Source organism: Cryobacterium sp. TMT2-18-2 (assembly GCF_004402245.1).
GTDB classification, from domain to species: Bacteria; Actinomycetota; Actinomycetes; order Actinomycetales; family Microbacteriaceae; genus Cryobacterium; species Cryobacterium sandaracinum.
The window spans coordinates 1-23,480 of sequence record NZ_SOFU01000012.1 but is presented as its reverse complement, the minus strand read 5'-3'; the positions used below and the strand labels follow the sequence as shown (position 1 = coordinate 23,480).

Annotated in this window: 18 protein-coding genes; 15 read left to right on the top strand and 3 right to left on the bottom strand. The window is 68.3% G+C overall.

What is annotated here, in order from left to right:
- Window positions 1–28: 28 nt before the first annotated feature.
- Entirely contained in the window at window positions 29–409 is a 381-nt protein-coding gene (locus tag E3O22_RS03795; protein ID WP_134393682.1) for a DUF1622 domain-containing protein, read from the bottom strand.
- 412 nt (window positions 410–821) lie between these two features.
- Between E3O22_RS03795 and E3O22_RS03790 the strand changes: the two genes are divergently transcribed.
- The 8 genes from E3O22_RS03790 (at window position 822) to E3O22_RS03755 (ending at window position 10,338) form a co-directional block, all read left to right on the top strand.
- On the top strand, window positions 822–2,219 hold the full coding sequence (locus E3O22_RS03790) for a DUF6421 family protein (RefSeq protein ID WP_134393683.1): 1,398 nt from the start codon (window positions 822–824) through the stop codon (window positions 2,217–2,219).
- Entirely contained in the window at window positions 2,212–2,883 is a 672-nt protein-coding gene (locus E3O22_RS03785) for an SDR family oxidoreductase (protein WP_134393684.1), read from the top strand. The genes E3O22_RS03790 and E3O22_RS03785 overlap by 8 nt, the downstream gene beginning before the upstream one ends.
- Window positions 2,884–2,941: 58 nt before the next feature.
- Window positions 2,942–3,826 carry an ABC transporter ATP-binding protein gene (locus tag E3O22_RS03780; RefSeq protein WP_134393685.1) on the top strand — a complete coding sequence of 295 codons (885 nt, stop codon included), beginning with the start codon at window positions 2,942–2,944 and terminating at the stop codon, window positions 3,824–3,826.
- Entirely contained in the window at window positions 3,823–4,980 is a 1,158-nt protein-coding gene (locus E3O22_RS03775) for an ABC transporter permease (RefSeq protein WP_370448390.1), read from the top strand. Before E3O22_RS03780 ends, E3O22_RS03775 begins: the two co-directional genes overlap by 4 nt.
- A gap of 182 nt (window positions 4,981–5,162) precedes the next feature.
- Window positions 5,163–6,233 carry a low specificity L-threonine aldolase gene (locus E3O22_RS03770; protein WP_241976500.1) on the top strand — a complete coding sequence of 357 codons (1,071 nt, stop codon included), beginning with the start codon at window positions 5,163–5,165 and terminating at the stop codon, window positions 6,231–6,233.
- Window positions 6,230–7,921: a long-chain-fatty-acid--CoA ligase gene (locus tag E3O22_RS03765; RefSeq protein ID WP_134393687.1), complete on the top strand. Its 1,692-nt coding sequence runs from the start codon at window positions 6,230–6,232 to the stop codon at window positions 7,919–7,921. Before E3O22_RS03770 ends, E3O22_RS03765 begins: the two co-directional genes overlap by 4 nt.
- Window positions 7,922–8,134: 213 nt before the next feature.
- Window positions 8,135–8,728: a nitroreductase family protein gene (locus E3O22_RS03760; protein ID WP_134393688.1), complete on the top strand. Its 594-nt coding sequence runs from the start codon at window positions 8,135–8,137 to the stop codon at window positions 8,726–8,728.
- A gap of 131 nt (window positions 8,729–8,859) precedes the next feature.
- On the top strand, window positions 8,860–10,338 hold the full coding sequence (locus E3O22_RS03755) for an NAD(P)/FAD-dependent oxidoreductase (protein ID WP_134393689.1): 1,479 nt from the start codon (window positions 8,860–8,862) through the stop codon (window positions 10,336–10,338).
- Here the strand turns inward: E3O22_RS03755 and E3O22_RS03750 are convergent.
- Window positions 10,316–11,362, bottom strand: coding sequence for a zinc-dependent alcohol dehydrogenase family protein (locus tag E3O22_RS03750; RefSeq protein WP_134393690.1), 1,047 nt, complete (start codon window positions 11,360–11,362; stop codon window positions 10,316–10,318). The genes E3O22_RS03755 and E3O22_RS03750 overlap by 23 nt on opposite strands.
- A 104-nt stretch (window positions 11,363–11,466) precedes the next feature.
- Window positions 11,467–13,656, bottom strand: coding sequence for an ATP-dependent Clp protease ATP-binding subunit (locus tag E3O22_RS03745; protein WP_134393691.1), 2,190 nt, complete (start codon window positions 13,654–13,656; stop codon window positions 11,467–11,469).
- A 241-nt stretch (window positions 13,657–13,897) separates the two neighbouring features.
- Here E3O22_RS03745 and E3O22_RS03740 point away from each other — a divergent pair, with 241 nt between their 5' ends.
- From E3O22_RS03740 to E3O22_RS03710, 7 genes are all read left to right on the top strand, one after another.
- Entirely contained in the window at window positions 13,898–15,328 is a 1,431-nt protein-coding gene (locus E3O22_RS03740; RefSeq protein WP_134393692.1) for an aminobutyraldehyde dehydrogenase, read from the top strand.
- 67 nt (window positions 15,329–15,395) lie between these two features.
- Window positions 15,396–15,584 carry a hypothetical protein gene (locus tag E3O22_RS03735; protein WP_134393693.1) on the top strand — a complete coding sequence of 63 codons (189 nt, stop codon included), beginning with the start codon at window positions 15,396–15,398 and terminating at the stop codon, window positions 15,582–15,584.
- Window positions 15,585–15,677: 93 nt separating this feature from the next.
- Window positions 15,678–16,565, top strand: coding sequence for a universal stress protein (locus E3O22_RS03730; RefSeq protein WP_134393694.1), 888 nt, complete (start codon window positions 15,678–15,680; stop codon window positions 16,563–16,565).
- Between the two features lie 16 nt (window positions 16,566–16,581).
- Window positions 16,582–18,135, top strand: a complete 1,554-nt coding sequence (locus E3O22_RS03725) for an APC family permease (RefSeq protein WP_166784543.1) — start codon at window positions 16,582–16,584, stop codon at window positions 18,133–18,135.
- Between the two features lie 74 nt (window positions 18,136–18,209).
- On the top strand, window positions 18,210–21,515 hold the full coding sequence (locus E3O22_RS03720; protein WP_166784542.1) for a DEAD/DEAH box helicase: 3,306 nt from the start codon (window positions 18,210–18,212) through the stop codon (window positions 21,513–21,515).
- Window positions 21,516–21,640: 125 nt separating this feature from the next.
- The gene (locus tag E3O22_RS03715) at window positions 21,641–22,522 is read left to right on the top strand and encodes a fructose-bisphosphatase class II family protein (protein ID WP_134393696.1); all 882 of its coding nucleotides are present in this window, start codon (window positions 21,641–21,643) and stop codon (window positions 22,520–22,522) included.
- A 96-nt stretch (window positions 22,523–22,618) separates the two neighbouring features.
- On the top strand, window positions 22,619–23,230 hold the full coding sequence (locus tag E3O22_RS03710; protein WP_134393697.1) for a histidine phosphatase family protein: 612 nt from the start codon (window positions 22,619–22,621) through the stop codon (window positions 23,228–23,230).
- Window positions 23,231–23,480: the final 250 nt, after the last annotated feature.

Below are 23,480 nucleotides of genomic sequence, written 5' to 3'. Positions count from 1 at the left end.
CCCGCCCTCGAACGTGTCGTTTCGAGCGCTACTCGAGGTTCGGCGTACCGCCCCTGTTCGTGGCGAGGCGCCAGCGGGACCAGGGCCAGATGCCGTCCATCTCCACCTCAAGCGAGAAGCTGAGCAGCACCCGGATGACCACGATCGCGCCGAGCACCAGCACGCTCTGCGGGGTCGGATCCACCAGAATCGTTCGGATGATATCCGCGATGATCAGTACTTCGAGCCCGAGCAGGATGGCCCGGCCCAGATTGCGGCGCAACTTCTCATAGGCCCGCTGCCGGGTGTCGGCCCGCAGCGCGGTCGGCACCGCAGCGATCATCGCGGCCGCTCCGCCGAGCACCATGATGGCTGCACCGGCCGCCTCGACGACCCGCACGACCGCCGAGATCACCTCGTCAAAGCTCATCGGCGGCGCTCCTCGCTGCATGGTTGCTGCATGGTCGCCTCGACGATAGCGCAGGCCACCCCCCGCGGTCGAGCCATCCGGTGGTCGCGCCAGCTGGCGCTCGCGCACCGCCCTCTCGCGCCGCTGAGACCGAAAGCGCCGTATGTGCTCACAATCACCGGCGGAAGGGGGCACGCGGCACAATGGGCGATTCTCGGAGAGTGACCGGAACAACGCTTACTCTCAACGGGAACGGGGGGTTTCGACGACCGGAGGGCCGGAACACGGCGATTCGTTGCGAGATATGGCAAGAAAACGCCCGCACCCTCCCGCTACTCTGGATCGTGGCGCCGAATGGCACCACCGGCACCACCCAGCACCACCACGTACGACCCCGCCGCGACCGCGGCACTCACGAAGAACGGAGGTTCCCATGTCGAATTACGTTGCACACGCTGCACTGGTCGGTGAGCCCGAGGTTCTCGAGGACGCCGTCGCCGCCGCCGACCCGGCCACAAGCCCGGCCTGGCTCCGGCTCAAGTCCGCGGCCACCGCGCTGCAGGCCAGCCAAGCGCAGGACGGCTCCATCCCCGTCGCCGCCGTCCACGCGGATGCCGCGGCGCACGTCGACGTGATCGCCGCCGCTATCGATGAGCTCGCCCCGCTGTTCCCGCACGACGCCGCCTACCTCGCGGCCGTCAACCGGGACTTCACCCGCTGGAGCACCGAGGGCTTCGGCGTGCCGGACTTCTTCGACTCCCTGGTGGCGTTCCAGCCGCAGCAGCAGCGGGCCGACGGCATCCGTCACCTGGTCGTGTTCCCGATGTACACGCAGAACGGCAGCGCGAACCGCTTCGTCGAGGCCGTGCTGATCGAGGTGATCTGGCCGGAATTCATCGACGAGCTCGAGCAGGAGTACACGAACAAGCTGTTCGTGCCGATCCGCTTCCTCGATTTCACGCCCGGCTACGACACCAACTCGGCCGTTTTGTTCCCCGAGACCGTCGCCATGCGCCAGATCCCCACCTTCACCTGGGGTGCGATCTTCGCCGACCGCGAAGCTGCCCGGTTCCGCCGGGTCGTGCGCGCGGCCGCCGAGATCACCCGTCTCGAACTGCCCGCCGATGCGGCGGCGCTGCTCGACGACCAGCACCTGACCGAGGAAACCTTCGTCATGTGGGACCTCATCCACGACCGCACGCACATGCGCGGCGACCTTCCGTTCGACCCGTTCATGATCAAGCAGCGGATGCCGTTCTTCCTTTACTCCCTGGAGGAACTGCGCTGCGACCTGACCGCGTTCCGCGAATCGGTCACGATCGAACGCGACGAGAACGCCAGCCCGGAAGCACGCCGGCACGCGAAACTCGTGCAGTACGCCGTGATCTTCGACCGGATCTTCCGATTCTCGATCAGCGGTACCCGGGTGCGCAACTACGACGGGCTGGGCGGGCAGCTGCTCTTCGCATGGATGCACCAGCACCACGTGCTGCACTGGACCGACACCCGGCTCACCTTCGACTGGGAAGCCGTGCCCGACGTGGTCATCGCGCTGGGCAAGCGAATCGACGACCTCTACTGGGCGTCGATCGACCGGCCGAAGAAGGCCCACTGGCTGGCCGCCTACGACATGATCGCGGAGACGCTCACGCCGAACCCGGCGTCGCAGTGGGCTCGCGGCCTGCCGCTGGACGTACTTGCCGGCGCACCGAAGGGCTACACCGACCTCGTCCTGGACGACGAGTTCCCGCTGTCGATGTTCTTCGAGGCGCTCGACAAGAAGATGAAGCCCGTGATCGAGTCGACGGCCGGGCTCACCGGGCGTGACTGATACCGCAGGCAGGACCGTCGCTGGTCGCACCGTTCTCATCGCCGGTGCGACCAGCGCGGCCGGCCGCGCCGTGGCCACCGCGCTGACGGATGCCGGCGCGCACGTGATCGCGGTCGGCACCAACGCCGAGCGCCTGCACGGCTTCCGCGCCGAGGTTCCCGGTGCCGCAACCTACGTCTGCGACCTCGGCGACTTCGCCCAGGTCACGGCCCTGGCCGACGCCGTGCACGGCGAGCACGGTCCGATCGACGGCCTGATCCACCTGGTCGGCGGCTGGCGCGGCGGCGGTGGACTGGCCGGCCAGTCCGACGGGGACTGGGATTTCCTGCACGCGCACGTCGTCGCCACACTGCGCAACACCACCCGCGCGTTCAACGACGACCTGCTGGCGTCTTCGGCCGGGCGTCTGGCGATCGTGTCGTCGGTGTCGGTCGACAAGCCGGCCCCGGGCGGCGCGAACTACGCCGCCGCGAAGGCCGCCGCCGAAACCTGGACCCGCGCGGTCGGCCAGGGCTTTGCGAAGGCAGGCACGGATGCCGCGGCGGTCATTTTTGTCGTGCGTGCCCTCGCTGGGCTGGAAACCGAACTTGCGAGCGCGGTGGTCGGTCTGTGGGACGCGTCGGCGGCATCCGTCAACTCTTCTCGCGTGCTTTTAGCCCCCTGAACCCGACGGCGGCATCCCGCGGCGCGCTAGCGTGGAACCAGGCTACGGAGGGGTGGGCATGCTCGACATCAGGACCATAAACAAGCGTTATGGCACCCGGCAGGTGCTGACCGACGTGAGTTTCGTCGTCGAGAGCGGACGCCTGACCGGCTTCGTCGGCGCGAACGGCGCCGGCAAGACGACCACCATGCGGATCATCCTGGGGGTGCTGTCGGCCGACTCCGGCACCGTGCTGCAAGACGGCGTTCCGCTGACCAGCGACGACCGCCGCCGCGTCGGCTACATGCCGGAGGAGCGCGGACTCTACCCGAAGATGAAGGTGGGCGAGCATCTCGTCTACCTGGCCCGCCTGCACGGGTTGAGCCCGTCATCCGCCCGCCGCAACACCGCCGAGTTGCTCGGCCGGCTCGGCCTCGGCGAGCGGGCCGGTGACCTGGTGCAGTCTCTCTCGCTCGGTAACCAGCAGCGCGCCCAGATCGCGGCCGCGCTCGTGCACGACCCGGAGTTCCTCGTGCTCGACGAACCGTTCTCCGGCCTTGACCCGCTCGCGGTGGAAGTGGTCATGAGCGTGCTCTCCGACTTCGCCGCCCAGGGCGCGCCGGTGCTGTTCTCCTCGCACCAGCTCGACATCGTCGAGCGCCTCTGCGACGACGTCGTCATCATCGCCGACGGTGAGATCCGGGCCAACGGCCCCCGAGAGCGGCTGCGCGAGCAGCACAGCAGCCCCCGGTTCGAACTACGCACCGCCGCCGACGCGGAGTGGATCCACGCCGTGCCCGGCATCTCCGTGCTCGACCTCTCCGAGGGTGTCGCCGTGTTCGAGGCCGAAACGGATGCCGCCAGCCAGGCCGTTCTGCGCCAGGCCCTCACCCGGGCCCCGGTGACACAGTTCAGCCAGCAGCGGCCCAGCCTCGCCACCATCTTCAAGGAAATCGTGCAGTGAGCACCATCGGGAACGACCGCGCCGGCACGCCACACATCGAACGCCCGCAGGTTCGCCCCCGGTATCCGGCGCCGAGCTTCGCCCGGAGTGTGTGGCTTGTCGCGACCCGCGAGATCATGGCCCGGCTGCGCAGCAAGGCCTTCCTGATCTCGACCGGCATCCTGTTGCTCATCTCGATCGGTTCCGTCGTCGCCGGCAGCATTGCGAGTCAGAACCTGACCATGCCGAAGGTGGCCGTCGTGGGTTCCGCCGCTCAGGTCGTCGAGCAGACCGAGTCGTTCACGATGGTGAAGGCCGACGACGTCGGCGCTGCCGAGTCCCTGGTGCGGAACGGCACCGTCTCCGCGGCGGTCGTTCCGTCCACAAGGGCGGATGCCCTGCTCGGCGTGCGCGTCATCGCCCTCGACTCCCCGCCGGTGGGTGTGCTCGCGGCCCTGAGCGTCACCCCCGCGGTGAGCCTGCTCGAGCCGACTTCGCGGCAGAGCGGTGGCCTGGTCTACCTCGTCTCCCTGGGCTTCGGGCTGGTCTTCTTCATGTCGGCGATCACGTTCGGCTCGACCATCGCGCAGAGCGTCGTCGAGGAGAAGCAGACCCGGGTCGTCGAGATCCTGATGACCACCATCCCGGTGCGCGCCCTGCTCGGCGGCAAGGTGGTGGGCAACAGCATCATGGCCTTCGGGCAGATCGTGGCGATCGGCCTGCTGGTCGCGATCGGCATGGCCACGACCGGCCAGTTCGGGTTGCTGGGCACCGTGGGGCCGTCGATCGTCTGGTTCGCCGTGTTCTTCGCGTTCGGCTTCGTCATGCTTGCGGCGCTGTTCGCCGCGACCGCGTCGATGGTCTCCCGCCAGGAAGACGTGGGCTCGGCCACCTCGCCCGTGCTGTTCCTCGTGATGATTCCCTATTTTCTGGTGATCTTCTTCAACGACAACCCCACCGTGCTCGCCGTCATGTCCTACATCCCGTTCTCGGCCCCGGTCGGCATGCCGATGCGCATCTTCCTCGGCACGGCCGCCTGGTGGGAGCCGCTTCTCTCGCTGGCCATCCTGCTCGCCTCGACGGCCGTGGTGATCCTGCTGGGCTCCCGCATCTACTCGAACTCCCTGCTGCGGATGGGCGCCCGCGTCACGTTGCGCCAGGCCCTGCGTGGCTGACCTGCCGCCCCGCCAGCCCGATCCCGGCCCCGAACCTGAACCCTGCCCCGAACCAATTCGACGGTGATTTTGCTCCCACGGGCCGGTTTCGACCCGAAATCGCCGTTACAACGCAAAATCTCCGTCGAATTCGCACACCGAGCGCACAGAAGCGGAGCAGACGGATGCGCGAAGATGGAGGGGTGACTCAACTCCATGACCTTTCTTCGCGCGGGTTCGCCTCCGACAACTACTCCGGGGTGCACCCCGAGATTCTCGAGGCGATCGTCGCCGCCAACGGCGCGCACCAGATCGCCTACGGCGAAGACGTCTATACCGCCCGGCTGCAGCAGGTCTTCACCGAACACTTCGGCGCGGGCGTCGAGGCCTTCCCGGTCTTCAACGGCACCGGCGCCAATGTGATCGGCCTGCAGTCGATGCTGCCGCGCTGGGGCGCCGTGATCTGTGCATCCACCGCTCATATCAACACGGATGAGGCGGGCGCCCCCGAAAAGGTGGCCGGCATCAAGCTCCTCACCGTCGACACCCCCGATGGCAAACTCACCCCCGCACTGATCGACCAGCAGGCCTGGGGCTGGGGCGACGAACACCGCGCCCAGCCGCTCGTGGTGTCGATCACCCAGACCACCGAGCTCGGCACCGCGTACACGGTCGACGAGGTGCGGGCCATCGCCGACCACGCACACGCCCACGGCATGAAGCTGCACATGGACGGCGCCCGCCTGTCCAACGCCGCCACCTCGCTGGGCCTGCCATTCCGCACCTTCACCCGTGACGCCGGCGTCGACGTGCTCAGCTTCGGCGGCACCAAGAACGGCATGATGTACGGCGAGTGCGTCGTGGTCCTGAACCCTGAGGCATCCGCGGGACTGCTCTACCTGCGCAAACTGAACATGCAGCTGGCCTCGAAGATGCGCTTCATCTCGGCCCAGCTGATCGCGCTGCTCGGCGGCGACCTCTGGCAGCGAAACGCCGGCCACGCCAACGCCATGGCCACACGGATGCGCCACGCCCTTGAGACCGGTATCGCCGCCGGCGAGATCGAGGGCTTGTCGTTCACCCAGAACACCCAGGCCAACGCGATCTTCGCGATCCTGCCCCCCGGGGCGGCCGATCGCCTGCGCGGACACTTCCGGTTCTACGATTGGGACCCCGCGACCAACGAGGTGCGCTGGATGTGCGGCTTCGACACCGAGGAGGCCGACATCGACGCATTCGTCGCGGCCCTGATCAGAGAGCTGGCCGCCCGATGAACGTCTTCGAGAATAAACCCTGGCTCGGCTCCTACGCCCCCGGCGTTCCGAGTACCATCCAGGAACCGACCGACACGCTCTGCGACATGATCGAGACCTCGGCGCGCCGGTTCGGCTCCAGCGTGGCCCTCGACTTCTTCGGCGCCACCACCACCTACGCCGAGCTCGGCGAGCAGATCTCTCGGGCCGCAAACGGCCTCCTGCGCCTCGGGGTCAAACCCGGCGACCGGGTGGCCCTTGTGCTGCCGAACTGCCCCCAGCACGTGGTGGCCTTCTACGCCGTGCTGCGCCTGGGCGCGATCGTCGTCGAGCACAACCCGCTCTACACCGAACGCGAACTCCGGCACCAGTTCGAAGACCACGGCGCCCGCGTCGCCATCGTCTGGGACAAGATCTACCAAACCGTCACCGATTTCCCCGCCGATTTGGGCCTGCGCACCGTGATCGCGGTGAACCTGACGGAGGCGATGCCGCTCGCCAAACGGCTCCTGCTCAAGCTGCCGGTCGCCAAAGCCCGCGAGTCGCGAGACGCCCTGACCTCGGGCCCGCTGGGCAAGGATGCCTTCACCTGGTCCGGCATCGTCGGCTCACGCAAGCTGCGCCCCGGCCACCCGCGCCCGAAGGTCACCGACACCGCCGCGCTCCAATACACCAGCGGCACCACCGGCACCCCGAAGGGTGCGATCCTCAGCCACTTCAACCTGCGCTCGAACGCCCTGCAGGGCGAGGCCTGGGTGCAGGGGCTGCGGCCCGGCGAGGAGGTCTTCTACGCGGTCCTGCCCATGTTCCACGCCTACGGCCTGACCCTCTGCCTGACGTTCGCGATGGCCACCGGCGCCCGGCTCGTGCTGTTCCCCAAGTTCGACGAGGGACTGCTGCTCGATGCGGCCCGACGCACCCCACCCACATTCATGCCGGCCGTGCCGCCGATCTACGACCGGCTCGTGAAGGCGGCGGCGGCGAAGAATGTAAGCCTGCGCAGCATCCGTTACGCCATCTCGGGCGCGATGAGCCTGCCGGTGTCGATCGTGGAACGCTGGGAGGCCGCCACCGGCGGGCTGTTGGTCGAGGGCTACGGCATGACCGAGGCCTCGCCGATCGCCGTCGGCAACCCGATGGGCCCGAGCCGGCGCCCCGGCACGGTGGGCGTGCCGTTCCCGAGTACCGAGATCCGCGTGGTGGACCCGGACGACCCGACCGTGAACCGCGGTATCGAAGAGGAAGGTGAGCTACTCATCCGTGGCCCCCAGGTCTTCTCCGGCTACTGGGACCAGCCGACCGAGACCGCCAAGACGCTTCTCGACGGAGGCTGGCTTCGCACCGGCGACATCGTCCGCGTCTCCTCCGACGGCTTCGTGACGGTCGTCGACCGTATCAAAGAACTCATCATCACCGGCGGCTTCAATGTGGCGCCCTCCGAGGTCGAGGCCGCTCTCTTGTCGCATCCGGATGTCGCCGACGCCGCCGTCGTCGGGCTGCCGAGCGCAAACGGCGGCGAAGACGTCGCCGCCGCGGTCGTGTTGGCGGCGGGGGCCACCCTGGACGTCGACGCCATCCGCACGTATTGCCGCACCCGGCTCTCCGCCTACAAGGTGCCCCGCACCATCGTGGAGGTCGACGAGCTGCCCCGGTCGCTGATCGGCAAGGTGCTGCGCCGCGAGGTGCGAGCCGGCTTGATCAAGGAGTAGCGCCCGGACGGTCGCCCTGCTGCTCGAGCAGCCGACCTCCAGTTCGCCCGTGCGCGCGAATCGTCGCTATGTACGCGTCATACCGACGATTCACCCGCACTCGCGAGACGTGGTGGCGAGGATGCAGCGGAATAGTGTGCCGCCGCCCGCGTTGGAGTGGATGGGTCAGTGTTGCCCCGCCATCCCAGCCAGACTCCAGCGAAAGACGGGATCATGAACCTCATCACCGACACCCTCAGCCGCGCCGCCCACACGACGTCGCCCCTCCTACCCGTGCTCGCCGGGCGCTGGAGCCCCCGCGGCTTCGACCCGACGGCCCTCGTCGACGAAGCCACTCTGACCACCGTGCTCGAGGCCGCCCGTTGGGCTCCCTCGGCCAGCAATATGCAGCCTGCCCGCTTCATCGTCGCCCGCCGCGGCTCGGACAGCTTCGCGAAGATCCATGAGTCGCTGATGGGCTTCAACAAGGCGTGGGCGGATGCCGCCTCCGTGCTGATCGTCAACGTCGCCACCCTGCCGATCGACGCGACCCGCGAGAACCCGTGGGCCCGCTACGACCTGGGTCAGGCCGTTGCCCATCTGACGATCCAGGCCCAGCACGAGGGACTGCACACCCATCAGCTCGGCGGTTTCGACGGCACCGCCCTCGCCCTGGCCTTCGGCCTCGCCGAGGACCAGGCCACCGTCTCCATCACTGCCCTCGGCGTGCTCGGCGACGTCTCCCTGCTCTCCCCCGAGCTACTCGAACGCGAGTCCGCCCCGCGCACCCGCAAGCCCCTCGTCGAGCTCCTCCTGGTCAACGACTAGTCAACGACCAGCAGCACGAGTCCGACCCGACACAGTAACTCCACAGCCCCGTCAGGTAAAAACGTTATCCGACTATTTTTCCCGGCAACGCGCCCGGGTGCTTCCAGCAGTGAACACCGGTGGAGACCACGATGACCGAAAACATCCCTAATCACTTCGACGTCGTCGTCATCGGCGCGGGGCCGGCGGGAACGGCCGCTGCGCTCCGTGCCGCCGAACTGGGAGCCCGGGTCGCCGTGGCGGAGGCCGACCAGCTCGGCGGGACATGCGTGAACACGGGGTGCGTGCCGACGAGGGTGCTCGCCAAGGCAGCGCGCCTGATGCGCGAGGTGCGCGCGGCAGATACCTACGGAATCGTAGTCAACGACCCGCGCATCGACTGGGCCACCATGGGAGATCGGGTGCAGTCGCGAGTGAACAAGGTGCGCTCGATCAAGAGCGAGGCCGAGAGGTTCGCGGCCGCCGGCGTTGAGCTGATGCTGGAAGGTCGGGCGCGCTTCACCGACCCACACTCCGTGGTTCTGGACAGCGGCCGCATCCTCACCGCCGCCACGTTCCTGGTCTGCGTCGGCGGGCATTCTCGGCGACTCGCCGTGCCGGGGGCGCACTTGGCGACGGTCCCGGAAGACATTCTGACGCTGCCGTCGCTGCCCCGACGGGTGGCCGTGATCGGCGCCGGAAACACCGGCGCCCAGTTGGTCACGGTGTTCAGCTCCTTCGGCTCCGACGTGACCGTGCTCGATGTGGCACCGCGCATCCTGATGGCGTCGGATTCCGACATCTCCGCCACGGTCTCCGGGGCGTTCCGCGAGCAGGGCGTGGCCGTGCACACGGGCATTGAAGCGGTGACGGCGATCGAGCAGGACGCCAACGGAACCCTCACCCTGTCCTGGCGCGAAAACGGAACGGAACAGTCTTCCGGCTTCGACGCCGTCATCATGTCCACCGGTTGGCCGGCGGATGTCGACGACCTCGGGCTCGACCGGGCCGGCATCACCATCGAACGTTCCGCCATCCCGGTGGACCAGTACTTCCGGAGTGTCGTGCCCCATATTTTTGCGGTCGGCGACGCGAACGGTCGGGACATGCTCGTACAGGCAGCCCAATTTGAGGGCGAGGCCGCGGCCGAGAACGCGGTGCTGGGCGCCAATCGCAGAACGCCGCACCACCTGCTCCCGGCCGGCGGTTTCACCGACCCCGACTACGCGGGCGTGGGGTTCACCGAGGAGGAGGCCCGGGCTCGCGACCCGCACTGCGTCGTCGCGACAGTTCCCTACGCCGAGCTCGACCGCGCTGTGATCGACGGGCGGGAACCCGGCTTCCTCAAGCTGATCGCCGACCGGCGGCGGGAGCTGATCCTCGGCGCCCATGCCACCGGGGAGAACGCGGTCGAAGTGATCCAATCCGTGACGACGGCGATGGCCGCCGGCGTCGACGTCGCCACTCTGGCCCGGGTGCGCTTCGCCTACCCCACCTACAGTGCCGTCATCGGCCTCACGGCCCGTCGACTACTGCTGGAAGCGCCGAAGCCGGCCGCGGTGATCCTGCCCGTCGAGATCCCCCTCCCGACACCTGCGATCTCCGTACCTACGGGAGTAGCATCACCTTGATGGCGCGGCGCTCGTCCATGGCGGCGTAGGCCTCGGCGACCTCGGCCAGCGGCAGCTGCAGGTCGAACACGCGGCCGGGGTTGATAGCGCCCGAGAGCACTTCCGGCAGCAACTCTTCGACGTAGCCGCGCACGGACGCGACGCCGCCGTTCAGGCCCACGTTCCGCCCGAACAGCGGGCGAACCTCGATCGGTCCGCCGGTGGGCACGCCCACGTAGCCGACCATTCCGCCGGGACGGGCCGACGCGATGGCCTGCTCCATCGACTCCTTGGTGCCGACGCACTCGAGCACGCAGTCCGCGCCGATGCCGTCGAACAGCTCACGGATGCGGGCCACGCCGGCCTCGCCGCGCTCCTCGACGATCTCGGTCGCGCCGAACTCGCGGGCCACGAGCTGCCGTTCGGGGTGACGCGACATGGCCACGATGCGGGAGGCCCCGAGCCGCTTGGCCGCGATGATGGCGCAGAGGCCGACCGCGCCGTCGCCGACGACGACGACCGTGCTGCCCGCGGTCACACCGGCGGAGACCGCGGCGTGGTGGCCGGTGCCCATGACGTCGGCGAGGGTCAGGAGGCCGGGAACCTGGGCATCGGTGGGCAGGGTCGGCGTCGCAACGAGCGACCCGTCGGCGTGCGGCACGCGCACCTTCTCGCCCTGGGCGCCGTCGGCGAATCCGCCGAGCTGGTCGTCCGAGCCCCACCAGCCACCGTTCAGGCAGGAGGTGCTGGTGCCGTTCTGGCAGTTGATGCAGGTGTTATCGCAGTCATAGAACGGCGCGATGACGAAGTCGCCGACCTTGACCCGGCTGACGTCGGCGCCGATTTCCTCGACGATGCCGACGAACTCGTGGCCGATTCGTTTCGGCTCCTCGGTGGGCTGGACGCCGCGGTAGGGCCAGAGATCTGAGCCGCAGACGCAGGCTGCGACGACGCGCACGATGGCGTCACCGCCGGTGGAGAGAATCGGATCGGATACTTCTTCGAGGCGGACGTCCCGTTCCCCGTAAATCACTGTTGCACGCATGCTTCGACCCTATGCCAGCCCACTGACCGTCACCGGGGCAGGGGGCCCGTTCCGGCGTATTCCCGCCGAATTCCGCTGGACGCGAAATCCGGCGACGGACAGAGCTACAGCAGCGCGTCGTCGTCGAGGTCGGCCGGGTCCACGACCAGCAACGGGGCGGATGCGACGCTGAGCGATTCCCCGTCCGGCGCCAGATCCACCCGCACCGTCTCGCCGTCCCGCACGGCGCCCGACAGGATCGCGGTCGCCAACCTGTCGTCGATCTCGGTCTGCATCAGCCGCCTCAGCGGGCGCGCACCGTAGATCGGGTCGTAGCCGCGTTCCGCCAGCCACGTGCGGGCATCCGGGGTCACGCCCAGCTCGAGCCGGCGCTCGATCAGCCGCTTCTCCAGCCGGTCGACAAGCAGCCCCACGATCTGGCCGAGGTCCTCCATCGACAATGATTCGAACACGACGATGTCGTCGAGACGGTTGACGAACTCGGGCTTGAACGTCTTGCGCACGAGTGCCTGCACGGCCGCCTCCTTCTCGTCCCGGCTGAGCAGCGGGTCGATCAGGAACGCCGACCCGAGGTTCGAGGTCAGCACCAGGATCGTGTTGCGGAAGTCCACGGTGCGGCCCTGGCCATCCGTGAGCCGGCCGTCGTCGAGCACCTGCAGCAAGACGTCGAAGACCTCCGGATGCGCCTTCTCCACCTCGTCGAACAAAATCACCGAATACGGGCGGCGGCGCACGGCCTCGGTCAGCTGCCCGCCCTGCTCGTAGCCGATATAGCCGGGAGGAGCCCCGACCAGACGGGACACAGAGAACTTTTCCCCGTACTCGCTCATGTCGATGCGCACCATCGCCTTTTCGTCGTCGAAGAGGAACTCGGCGAGCGCCTTCGCCAGCTCCGTCTTGCCCACGCCGGTCGGCCCGAGGAAGAGGAACGAACCGGTCGGCCGGTCCGGGTCGGAGATGCCGGCCCGGCTGCGGCGCACGGCGTCGGCGACCGCGCGCACGGCCTGCCTCTGCCCGACCAGGCGGTGCCCGAGCTCACCCTCGAGGTTCAGCAGCTTCTCCGTCTCGCCCTGCAGCAGCCGCCCTACCGGAATGCCGGTCCACATCGCGACCACGGCGGCGATGTCCTCCGCGGTGACCTGGTCACCGACCATCCGCGGCCCATCCTGCTCGGTCTGCTCCGCCTCGGCGAGTTCCCGATCGATCACCGGAATCTCGCCGTAGAGCAGCCTGGACGCTTTCTCCAGGTTGCCTTCGCGCTCGGCCACCTCGGCCTGGCTGCGGGTGCTCACCAGGCGCTTCCTCAGATCGCCGATGCGGTTGAGCGAGGAACGCTCCTTGTCCCAGCGGTCCTGCAGTTCAGCAAGGGCCACCGTGTATTCGGCAAGGTCAGCACGCAATTTCCCCAGGCGAGCCTTAGAGGCGTCGTCCTTCTCCTTTTTCAGCGCGAGCTCTTCCAACTCCAGCCTCTGCACTCTGCGACGCAGCTCGTCGATTTCCACGGGAGCGGAGTCGATCTCCATCCGCAGTCGGCTGGCCGCCTCGTCGATCAGGTCGATGGCCTTGTCCGGCAGCTGGCGGGCAGTGATGTACCGGTTGGAGAGGGATGCCGCGGCCACCAGCGCCGAGTCCGCGATCGACACCTTATGGTGGGCCTCGTAGCGCTCCTTGAGCCCGCGCAGGATGGCCACGGTGTCTTCCACACTGGGCTCGTCGACCAGCACCGGTTGGAACCGGCGCTCGAGGGCGGCATCCTTCTCGATGAATTCGCGGTACTCGTTGAGCGTGGTCGCACCGATCAGGCGCAGCTCGCCGCGGGCGAGCATGGGCTTGAGCATGTTGGAGGCCGCCACGGACCCTTCGCCGCCGCCGGCACCCATCAGGGTGTGCAGCTCGTCGACGAAGGTAATGATCTGCCCCTGCGCGTCGTTTATCTCCTTGAGCACGGCCTTGAGCCGCTCCTCGAACTCGCCGCGGTACTTGGCCCCCGCCACCAGGGCCGCCAGGTCGAGGGAGACCAGCTGCTTGCCCTTGAGGGAGTCGGCCACATCGCCGGCCACGATGCGCTGGGCCAGCCCCTCCACAACGGCGGTCTTGCCCACTCCCGGTTCACCGATCAGCACCGGGTTGTTCTTGGTGCGGCGGGTGAGCACCTGACTGACCCGCCGAATCTCCGCGTCCCGCCCGATCACCGGGTCAAGCTTGCCGCTCTGGGCGATCTCGGTGAGGTTGACGCCGTACTGCTCCAGCGCCGTCTTCGCTTCTTCCTGGGGAGGTTGCTGACCTGCTTGCATCGGAAGATCCTCTCTCGGGCCCGCCGCTCTCGCCGCAGGTCGATAAAAAGCTGAGCCTGTTGGACTCAAGTTTACGGGACATTGAGAAAACGCGCCAGCGGTCCGGGGACAACTCGGTGGTGCTGCGGCGGCGGTATCAACACGACCCAGTTCTGGTCCGGGGTATCCGAATTCCTCCGTCGGATGCCATACTTACCGAACAAAAGACCCGTTTCTACACTCAGCGCAGAGGATCAGGCCCGTGGCCACGCCCACCCTTAATAACTTCATCAACGGCCGCTTCGTCACTCCCGCCGGCACCGAGCTGCTCGACATCGTCGATCCCACAACGGGACGCCGGGTCGCCCGGGCCCCGGTCTCCACCGCGGCCGACGTCGACGACGCGATGACCGCCGCAAAGACCGCCTTCCGCACCTGGGGCCGCACCACTCCCGCCGAGCGGCAGCGCGCGCTGCTACGCCTCGCCGACGCGATCGACGCCGAGAGTGACGCCATCGTGGAGGCCCAGCACCGCAATACGGGCCAGCCCCGCGCCACGATCGCCGTCGACGAGGTCGCGGCCGGCGCCGATCAGCTGCGCTTCTTCGCCGGTGCCGCCCGACTGCTCGAGGGCAAGTCCGCCGGTGAATATCTACCCGGCATGACCTCCTGGGTACGCCGCGAACCGATCGGCGTGATCGGGCAGGTCACCCCGTGGAACTTCCCCTTCCTGATGGCCATCTGGAAGATCGGCCCCGCGCTGGCGGCCGGCAACACCCTCGTGCTGAAGCCCAGCGACACCACCCCGGAGTCGACCCTCGAACTCGCCCGGATCAGCCAAGGCATCCTCCCCGACGGCGTGATGAACATCGTGCTCGGCAACGGCGGCACCGGGGCCGCGATCGTCGAGCATCCGGTGCCCGGCCTGGTCTCGATCACCGGCAGCGTGCGGGCCGGTATGGCCGTCGCCGCCGGCGCCGCGAAGACGCTCAAGCGGGCACATCTCGAGCTCGGCGGCAAGGCGCCGGCCCTGGTCTTCGCCGGCGTCGACGTCAGCAAGACCGCCGCCGCCATCGCCGACTTCTCCTTCTATAACGCCGGGCAGGACTGCACGGCCATCACGCGAGTGCTCGTGCACGAGTCCATCCATGACGAGTTCGTCGACGCACTCGTCGCCGAGGCGCGCAGCCGCACTACCGGGTCGGCCGACGACGCCGACAACTACTTCGGGCCGCTCAACAACGTCAACCACTTCGGCGACGTCGCGCGCAAGGTCGCGGCCCTGCCCGACCACGCTGTCATTGCCACCGGCGGACACCAGGTCGGCACCGAGGGCTTTTTTTTCGAGCCCACGGTCGTCACGCAGGTGCGCCAAACGGATGCGATCGTGCAGGAGGAAACGTTCGGCCCGGTGATCACGGTGCAGCCCTTCACGTCGGAGGAGCACGCGGTCACGCTCGCGAACGATGTCAACTACGCACTCGCCTCCAGCGTGTGGACCCTCGACCACGCCACGGCCATGCGGGTCTCCCGCGACCTAGACTTCGGCGCGGTGTGGATCAACACCCACCTCCTGCTGACCGCCGAGATGCCACACGGCGGTTTCAAGCAGTCCGGATACGGCAAAGACCTGTCGATGTACGGTGTCGAGGACTACACCCGGATCAAGCACGTGATGAGCGCGCTGGAATAAACACGGGTCTCGACAGGCTCGAGCACCGCCAGGCTCGACCACCGCCTACGAGAACAGAGGCCCCTCGATGACTTTCCATCCGCTCGACCCGCTCTCCGCCACTGAGTTCACCTCGATCGAGCTGGTCGAGCCGCCCCGGAGCGCCCCGCTCGACATCGGGCAGCCCGACGGCCCGAGCTTCACGCTCGACGGCAACCTGGTCGAGTGGCAGAGCTGGTCGCTCCGGGTGTGCGCCGGGCGAGCACGCCGGGCATGACCATGAACATGACCAGCCCGCCCGCCCGCCCATAATCCACACCACCATGACCACTGAGTGCGACACCCGTCGCGAACCGAGGGAGAAACCAGCGTGACCCGAGTAGCCAACTACGTCGTCGCATACGAAGCGACCGAACGGGGCAATGACACCGTCGAGCTGGGTGTCGCGCTGGCGCGCCTGACCCGCTCCGAGCTGCGTCTGTGCCTCGTGCTGCCACATCATTCATCCACCGTCCCGGCCCGGGTCGGTGCGTCCACTTCCCCCGACTACCAGGCTCTGCTCGAGGAGCAGGCCCTCGAGTGGCTGGAACAGGGCAAGGCCCTGGTTCCCGATGACGTGGTCGCCACCACGCATCTCCTCTACGCCGACTCCACCACGGAAGGCTTGCTCCAGGCCGCTCGCGCGTTCGACTCGGACCGCATCGTCGTCGGGGCCTCACGCCGCGGCCTGATGAACCGATTCACGATCGGCAGCGTGGCCAACGCGCTCCTGCACGCCTCGCCGGCGCCCGTCGCCCTCGCGCCCCGCGGCTACAAGGCTCCCGCGCAGCTGACCCGGATCACCTGCGCCATCGGTACCCGGCCGGGCTGGAAGACGCTGCTCGACTCACTGGTGGCCTTCTCGGAGGACCTCACGGTCGACCTGCGTTTCGTCACGCTCGTGGAGGTCGACGCCGGTCGTCGGCACCCGGTCGACGAGAGCGAGAGCCAGGCCCACCTCGACGGCGTCCTGGAGTACTTCCAGAGTCGGTCGAAGGCGCGCGGCACCATCACCACCGAGGTCGCGTCCGGGCACACCGTGGAGGCCGCGGTCGAGGCCCTCGACTGGCAGCCGTCCGAAATCGCCTTCGTCGGCTCCAGTCGGCTGGCTCAGCCCACCACGATTTTTCTCGGCATCACCGCGCACCGCATGCTGCACGCGCTCCCCGTTCCCCTCATCGTGGTTCCCACCGGCACTGACGCCCGTAAGCCGCACTGACCCTAAGGACAGTCCATTGACTAGCCAATCTCCCTCCTCGGGCTCCACGCCCGGCACCTCCACCCTCACCGGCGGCCTTTCCGAGAAGGGTCTCAGCGCCGGCTCCATCGGGCTTCTCGGCGCCACGGTCATCGGCATCTCGTGCATCGCACCGGCGTACACCCTGACGGCCTCCCTCGGCCCGACGGTCGCGGCCGTCGGCACCCAGATGCCGGGCATCTTCCTGGTCGGGTTCATCCCCATGCTGCTGGTGGCGCTCGGCTACCGCGAGCTCAACAACGCCATGCCGGATGCCGGCACCTCCTTCACGTGGGCCACCCGCGCCTTCGGGCCGTGGCTCGGCTGGATGGGCGGCTGGGGTCTGATCGTCGCTACGGTGGTCGTGCTCTCCAACCTCGCCGGGGTCGCCGTCGACTTCTTCTATCTGATGCTCGCCCAGCTTCTCGGCAACCCGAGCCTCGCCGACCTGACCAACAATGTTGTGATCAACGTGCTCACCTGTCTGGTGTTCATGGTGGCGGCCTGTTATGTCTCGTACCGCGGCATGGAGACGACGAAGGCCGTGCAGTACGTGCTCGTGGCCTTCCAGCTGATCGTGCTGGTCTGGTTCAGCGTCGCCGCCCTGCTGCAGGTCGCAGAAGGCACCGCCTTCGATGCCCTTGCGTTCAGCGCCGACTGGTTCAACCCGTTCCTCGCCCCGTCGTTCTCGGCCTTCGCGGCCGGGGTCTCGCTCTCGATCTTCATCTTCTGGGGCTGGGACGTCACCCTGACCATGAACGAGGAGACCAAGAACCCGAAGACAACCCCCGGGCGTGCGGCGACGTTGACCGTGGGCATCATCTTCGCGCTCTACATCCTCGTGGCGGTCGCCGCCCTGATGTTCTCCGGCATCGGCGCCGGCGAATTCGGGCTCGGCAATGAGGAGATCCAGGGAAATGTGTTCGCCGCCCTCGCCGGACCGGTGATGGGTCCCTTCGCCATCCTGATGTCGCTGGCCGTGTTGTCCAGCTCGGCCGCGTCGCTGCAGTCGACCTTCGTCGGGCCGGCACGCACCATGCTCTCGATGGGCCACTACAAAGCGTTCCCGAAGCGGTTCGCCTCAATCAGCCCGCGCTACAAATCCCCGGCCTTCGCCACCGTGATGGCAGGAATCGTGGCCTGGGGCTTCTACGCGATCATGCGCGTACTCAGCACCGATGTGCTCACCGACACGATCCTGACCCTGGGCATGATGATCTGCTTCTACTACGGGGTCACCGCGTTTGCCTGCGTCTGGTACTTCCGCGACTCGCTGAGCGGGCCCCGTGCCATCCTGCTCAAATTCCTGGCGCCGCTGATCGGCGGGGTCATCCTGCTGGTCATCTTCGCAACCACGCTCTACGACAGCATGAACCCCGACTACGGCAGCGGATCGAACATCGGTGGGGTCGGGCTCGTTTTCATCCTCGCGATGGTGCTGTTCATCGGCGGCATCGTGCTGATGCTGATCCAGCGCAGCGTCAACCCGGCCTTCTTCCAGGGAAAGACGTTGACGAAGGGGTCCTCGAAGGAACACGGGCACGTCGAGTAGCCCCCTGATGCGCCCGGCCGGGCCTGCCACGGCCGGGCACGGCAGTGCCGGACCGTGGAAGAATGGTTCCCGCCATGGCCCACACGTTCAGCTCCCACGACATCGCGCTCCTTGTGGGCAGCCAGGCGTTCTCACGCGGCGAACGCTACGCCCGCAACGGCCACGTTGAGGCCGAGACCTGGTTCGGCTCGAACACCCAGCTCTTCGGCATGGTGCGCGGTTCTCACCCGACGCCGTATTCGGTAACCGTCTCGTTCACCCTTGATTCCACCGGCGCCGCGGTGCGGGCATCCGGCGTCTGCACCTGCCCGATGAAGCGCAACTGCAAGCATGTCGCCGCGCTGCTGATCGAGAGCCAGGGCGGCGCCGTGGGCCGCAGCCTCGGCGGAATGCCGGGTGCCCCCGCCACCACCCTGGGCCGCGAGCCCGGCTCGGCCGTCGGCACCGCCGAGTTCTCCGCACGGCAAGCGTGGCGAAGTGCGCTGGCTCCTCTGGCGCGACCGGATGCCGCGCCGTCCGCAGACACCCGCCTCGCCCTCCAGTTCCAGCTTCTCGCTCCCGAGCACGGGCGTTTCGCCAGTCAGCCGGGGCTGCGCCGGCTGGCGGCGCGGCCCGTGATGATGGGCAAGCAGGGCAAGTGGATCCGGGGCAGCGTCACCTGGGAGAACCTGACCACCGACGGGTCGCTCGATCGTGGCCAGCTGCGGGTGCTCTCGGCGCTCTACGCGCTGCAGTTCGCGGCGCGCCCGTACTACGCCACCTCCACCCAGTGGATTCCGGTCGACGCTTTCCCCGACCGAGCGCTCTGGGATCTGCTCGACGACGCGGCGAACGCCGGGCTCCGCCTGGTCTCCGCCACGGCGCAGCAGGATCCCGTGCTCGTCTCGCCCGTTCCTGCGTGCCTCGAGCTGGACATCCGTCGTGTGTCCGACGGCCTCACCCTGCGTCCCCTCCTGCTGCTGGGCGACGAGCCGCAGGCGCGCGGCACATTCGGGTTCATCGGCAACCCCGCCCACGGCGTCTACACCTGGGCGGGCCGGTCTGGCAGTGACTCCCCGCAGATCACCCTCGCCCCGCTGTCAGGCGAGATCAGCCGGGAGCTGCGGGCCATGGCGGCCTCCGACACCATCGCGGTGCCCGGCGCGGACGAGGCCGACTTCCTGGCCGAGTTCTACCCGTTCCTTCGACACCGGGTCACCATGACCAGCCGGGACGAGTCGTTCGCCCTGCCCGAGACCCCGCAGCCCGTGCTGGCCCTGACCGTCACGCACCAGATGGATGCCCGCATCACCCTGCACTGGGCGTGGCACTACCCGGAATACCACCAGCCACTCCGCCCGGTGCCGGACGATGGCAGGTTTCGCGACGGCACCCGGGAGGGGCGGATCCTTCAGGACGTGCAGGCGCTCCTCACCTCCGTGCCGGCCCTGGTAGGGCAGCAGAGCGGCCTGCCGGTACTCATCGAGCGCGCCACCCTCGCCGGCACCGCCATGCTCGGCTTCCTCGACTCCGTGGTGCCGACCCTGGCGGCCGCAGACCACGTCACCGTGCTGATCGCCGGCGATGCCCCCGACTACCGCCAGGCCGACGAGGCGCCGGTGATCACCGTGGGCACCATCGAACGCCCGGATGACCGGGACTGGTTCGACCTGCAGGTAGCCGTCAGCATCGACGGCGAGGAGATCCCGTTCGACAGCCTGTTCCGGGCCTTGGCGGTCGGTCAGCAGCTGATGATCCTGCCCAGCGGCACCTGGTTCAACCTCGACCGCCCCGAACTGTACACGCTCCGCCGGCTGATCGAGGAGGCCCGAGGGCTGCAGGACGTCGGCGCCGGGTCCCTGGGGATCAGCCCGTTCCAGGCCGACCTCTGGGAGGAGCTGCAGTCCCTCGGGGTCGTCGCCGGCCAGGCGACCGCGTGGCGCGACACCGTGTCCGGGCTCACCGACGTCGCCCAGATTCCGGAACAGCCTCTGCCGGCCGGGGTCGACGCCACCCTGCGCGGCTACCAGCAGGCCGGTTTCGAGTGGTTGAGCTTTCTCTACGACCATCAACTGGGCGGCATCCTCGCCGACGACATGGGCCTCGGCAAGACCCTGCAGGCCATCGCCCTGATGGAACGCGTGCGGGAGCAGCCGGGGCAGAGCGCGCCGTTCCTGGTCGTGGCACCCACCAGCGTGGTCTCCAACTGGGCGGCCGAGTGCGCCCGGTTCGCGCCCGGCCTGCGGGTGGCCGCGATCACCGAGACCTCCGGCAAGCGCAGCAGCACCCTGGCCTCGCTGCACGGCGGCGCGGACGTCGTCGTCACCTCGTACACGCTTTTCCGGCTGGACTTCGGCGACTACGAGGCCCTGGCCTGGTCCGGGCTACTGCTCGACGAAGCCCAGTTCGTCAAGAACCGCAAGTCCCGCGCCCACCAGTGCGCCCGCCGCCTGGCCACCCCGTTCAAGCTCGCGATCACGGGCACGCCGCTGGAGAACAACCTGATGGAGTTCTGGTCGCTGCTCTCGATCACGGCACCGGGACTGTTCCCCAGCCCCGGCCGCTTCGGCGACTACTACCAGAAACCGATCGAGAAGGATGCCGACGGCGACCGGCTCGACCAGCTGCGCCGCCGCATCCGCCCGTTCATGCTGCGCCGCACGAAGGAGCAGGTGGCCGGCGACCTGCCCACCAAGCAGGAGCAGGTGCTTGAGCTGACGCTGCACCCGAAGCACCGCGCGGTCTACGACACCCACCTGCAGCGGGAACGGCAGAAGGTGCTCGGCCTGATCGACGACATGAACTCCAACCGGTTCGAGATCTTCCGCTCGCTCACCATGCTGCGCCAACTCAGCCTCGATGCCAGCCTCTACGATACGAAGTACGACGGCATCCCGTCGACCAAGCTCGACGTGCTCCTCGAACTGCTGGAGGACGTCGCCGCCGGCGGGCACCGCACCCTCATCTTCAGCCAGTTCACAAAGTACCTGGGCAAGGCCCGCGCACGCCTCGACGACGCGGGCATCAGCTATTCCTACCTCGACGGCAAGACCCGCAACCGGGCGCAGGTAATCGAGAGCTTCAAGACCGGCGACAATTCGGTCTTCCTGATCAGCCTCAAGGCCGGCGGGTTCGGCCTGAACCTGACCGAGGCCGACTACGCCATCCTGCTCGACCCGTGGTGGAACCCGGCCACCGAGGCGCAGGCCGTGGATCGCATGCACCGGATCGGCCAGACGAAAAACGTCTTCGTCTACCGCCTGGTCTCCCGGGACACGATCGAGGAAAAGGTGATGGCCCTCAAGGCCACGAAGGCCCGCCTCTTCGAGAGCGTGATGACGGATGGCGCCGCGCGCGGGACCGCCCTGACGGCCGCCGACATCCGTGAGCTGCTCGCTTAGCCCTCGCACCGGTACCCGCCCGCTGAGTCGCCCACGCTGGCGCCCGCACGAGTGCCCGCCCCGGGCACGCGAGTAGGCTTTCAGCTGCCGGTCACGAGACCGCCGTCCCAAGCAAGAGGTAACCGATGCCGCAGCACCGCCCGTTCGCTCCCGCCGAATCCACCGTGATCGGAGCCGAGGGCTGGCCGGCCGGGCTGGTCGCCGCCGTGCGCGCGTCGACCGAGGCGGCGGCACGCGCCACCCGCCCTTGGGTGGGTCGCGGGGACAAGTTCGCCGCCGACCAGGCGGCCGTCGCCGCCATGCGTGCCGTTCTCCTGGTCGCACCTTTTCGCGGAACCGTCGTGATCGGCGAGGGAGAGAAGGACCAGGCCCCCATGCTTGCCAACGGGGAGCAACTCGGCACGGGGAACGGACCGGACTGCGACATCGCAGTCGATCCGCTCGACGGCACGACCCTCGCCGCCCGGAACCTGCCCGGGGCGGTGTGCGTGATCGCCATCTCCCCCCGAGGCACGATGTTCGATCCCGCCGGTGTCTTCTACATGGAGAAACTCATCTCCGGCCCAGCCGGCCATGGCGTGCTCGACCTGCACGCCTCCGCCACCCGCAACCTCCGTGCGTTCTCGCTCGCCAGCGGCATCCCCGAGACCGCGCTCACCGTCGCTGTGCTCGACAAACCGCGCCACGGCGAACTCATCCGCGAACTCGAGTGCGCCGGAGCGCGCGTGCTCCGCACGGCCGAGGGTGACGTCTCCACGGCCATCGCCGCCGCATCGACGGATGCCACGGTCGACCTCTCGATGGGTATCGGCGGTACCCCGGAAGGCGTCATCGCGGCCTGCGCCGTGCGCGCCCTCGGCGGCGTGATGCTCGGGCGGATGGCCCCGCAGAGCGAGCCCGAAGAGCGCGGCGCCCGGGCTGCGGGCCTCGACCTCGCCCGCATCTACGACGCAGCAGACCTGGTGGCGAGCAAGCACGTGCTTTTCGCGTCGTCCCCGGTCACCTGAGCCACCGCGCTCTGTTCCACAAGTCGAGCCGCCCGAGATTCGACCCGGTCGAGACCCGATTCATCTCACGACCTCGGCCCGAGGCAGAATAGAACGGTGAGTGCCACAACTACCTTCGCCCTGATCCGCCACGGCCAGACCGACTGGAATGCCGCTTTGCGTATCCAGGGTCACTCCGACATCCCGCTCAATGACACCGGGCGTGGCCAGGCAGCGGATGCCGTCGGCCACCTGGCCGCAGAGGAGTGGGACTTCGTTGTCTCCTCACCGCTCAGCCGCGCAGCCGAGACGGCCGATCTCATCGCCGAGGGCCTCGGCCTGACCGTCACCGGTCGCATCCCTGGGATCGTGGAACGCAACTACGGTCCCGCCGAGGGACTGGGCGCAGGCCCCGAGCTGGACGCGCTCCGCGTCCCCGGCGGTCCCACCGGAATCGGCGGCTTCCACGGCGCCGAAACCGAGGCCAGCGTCGCCGACCGCGGGGTCGAGGCCCTGCAACTGCTCGCCCGCGACCACCCGGGTGCTCGCATCATCGTCGTCAGCCACGGGACGCTGATCCGACTGACGCTGATGCGGGCGCTCGAGAAGCCCGTCGACACGATCAGGAACGCCTCCCTCAACGTCGTCGTCCATGACCAGGTCAGCTGGACCCTCGACATCCTCAACGGCGAGCCCGTCCCCTCCGACAACCTCCTCCCCACCAACTAGCAGCCGCCGGGCCCGCAGCCCGCATGACTGCTCCCGGAACGGGTCCACTCACCCGCGCTTGACGACGGCAGGCCCCCTCGCGGGGTGGCCCTCTGTCGTTGGTGCAGGTGTGCACCCTCGCACCAGGACCCGTGTCCCGGCGCGGCCTGGTTGGATTTCCTGAGTTGGCCACGACCGCTACCGGATGGTGTGCCCCGCCGGGTGGGTGGGGCGGGGTGGTGGTTAACGCACAATGGCCACCCGTGAGGGT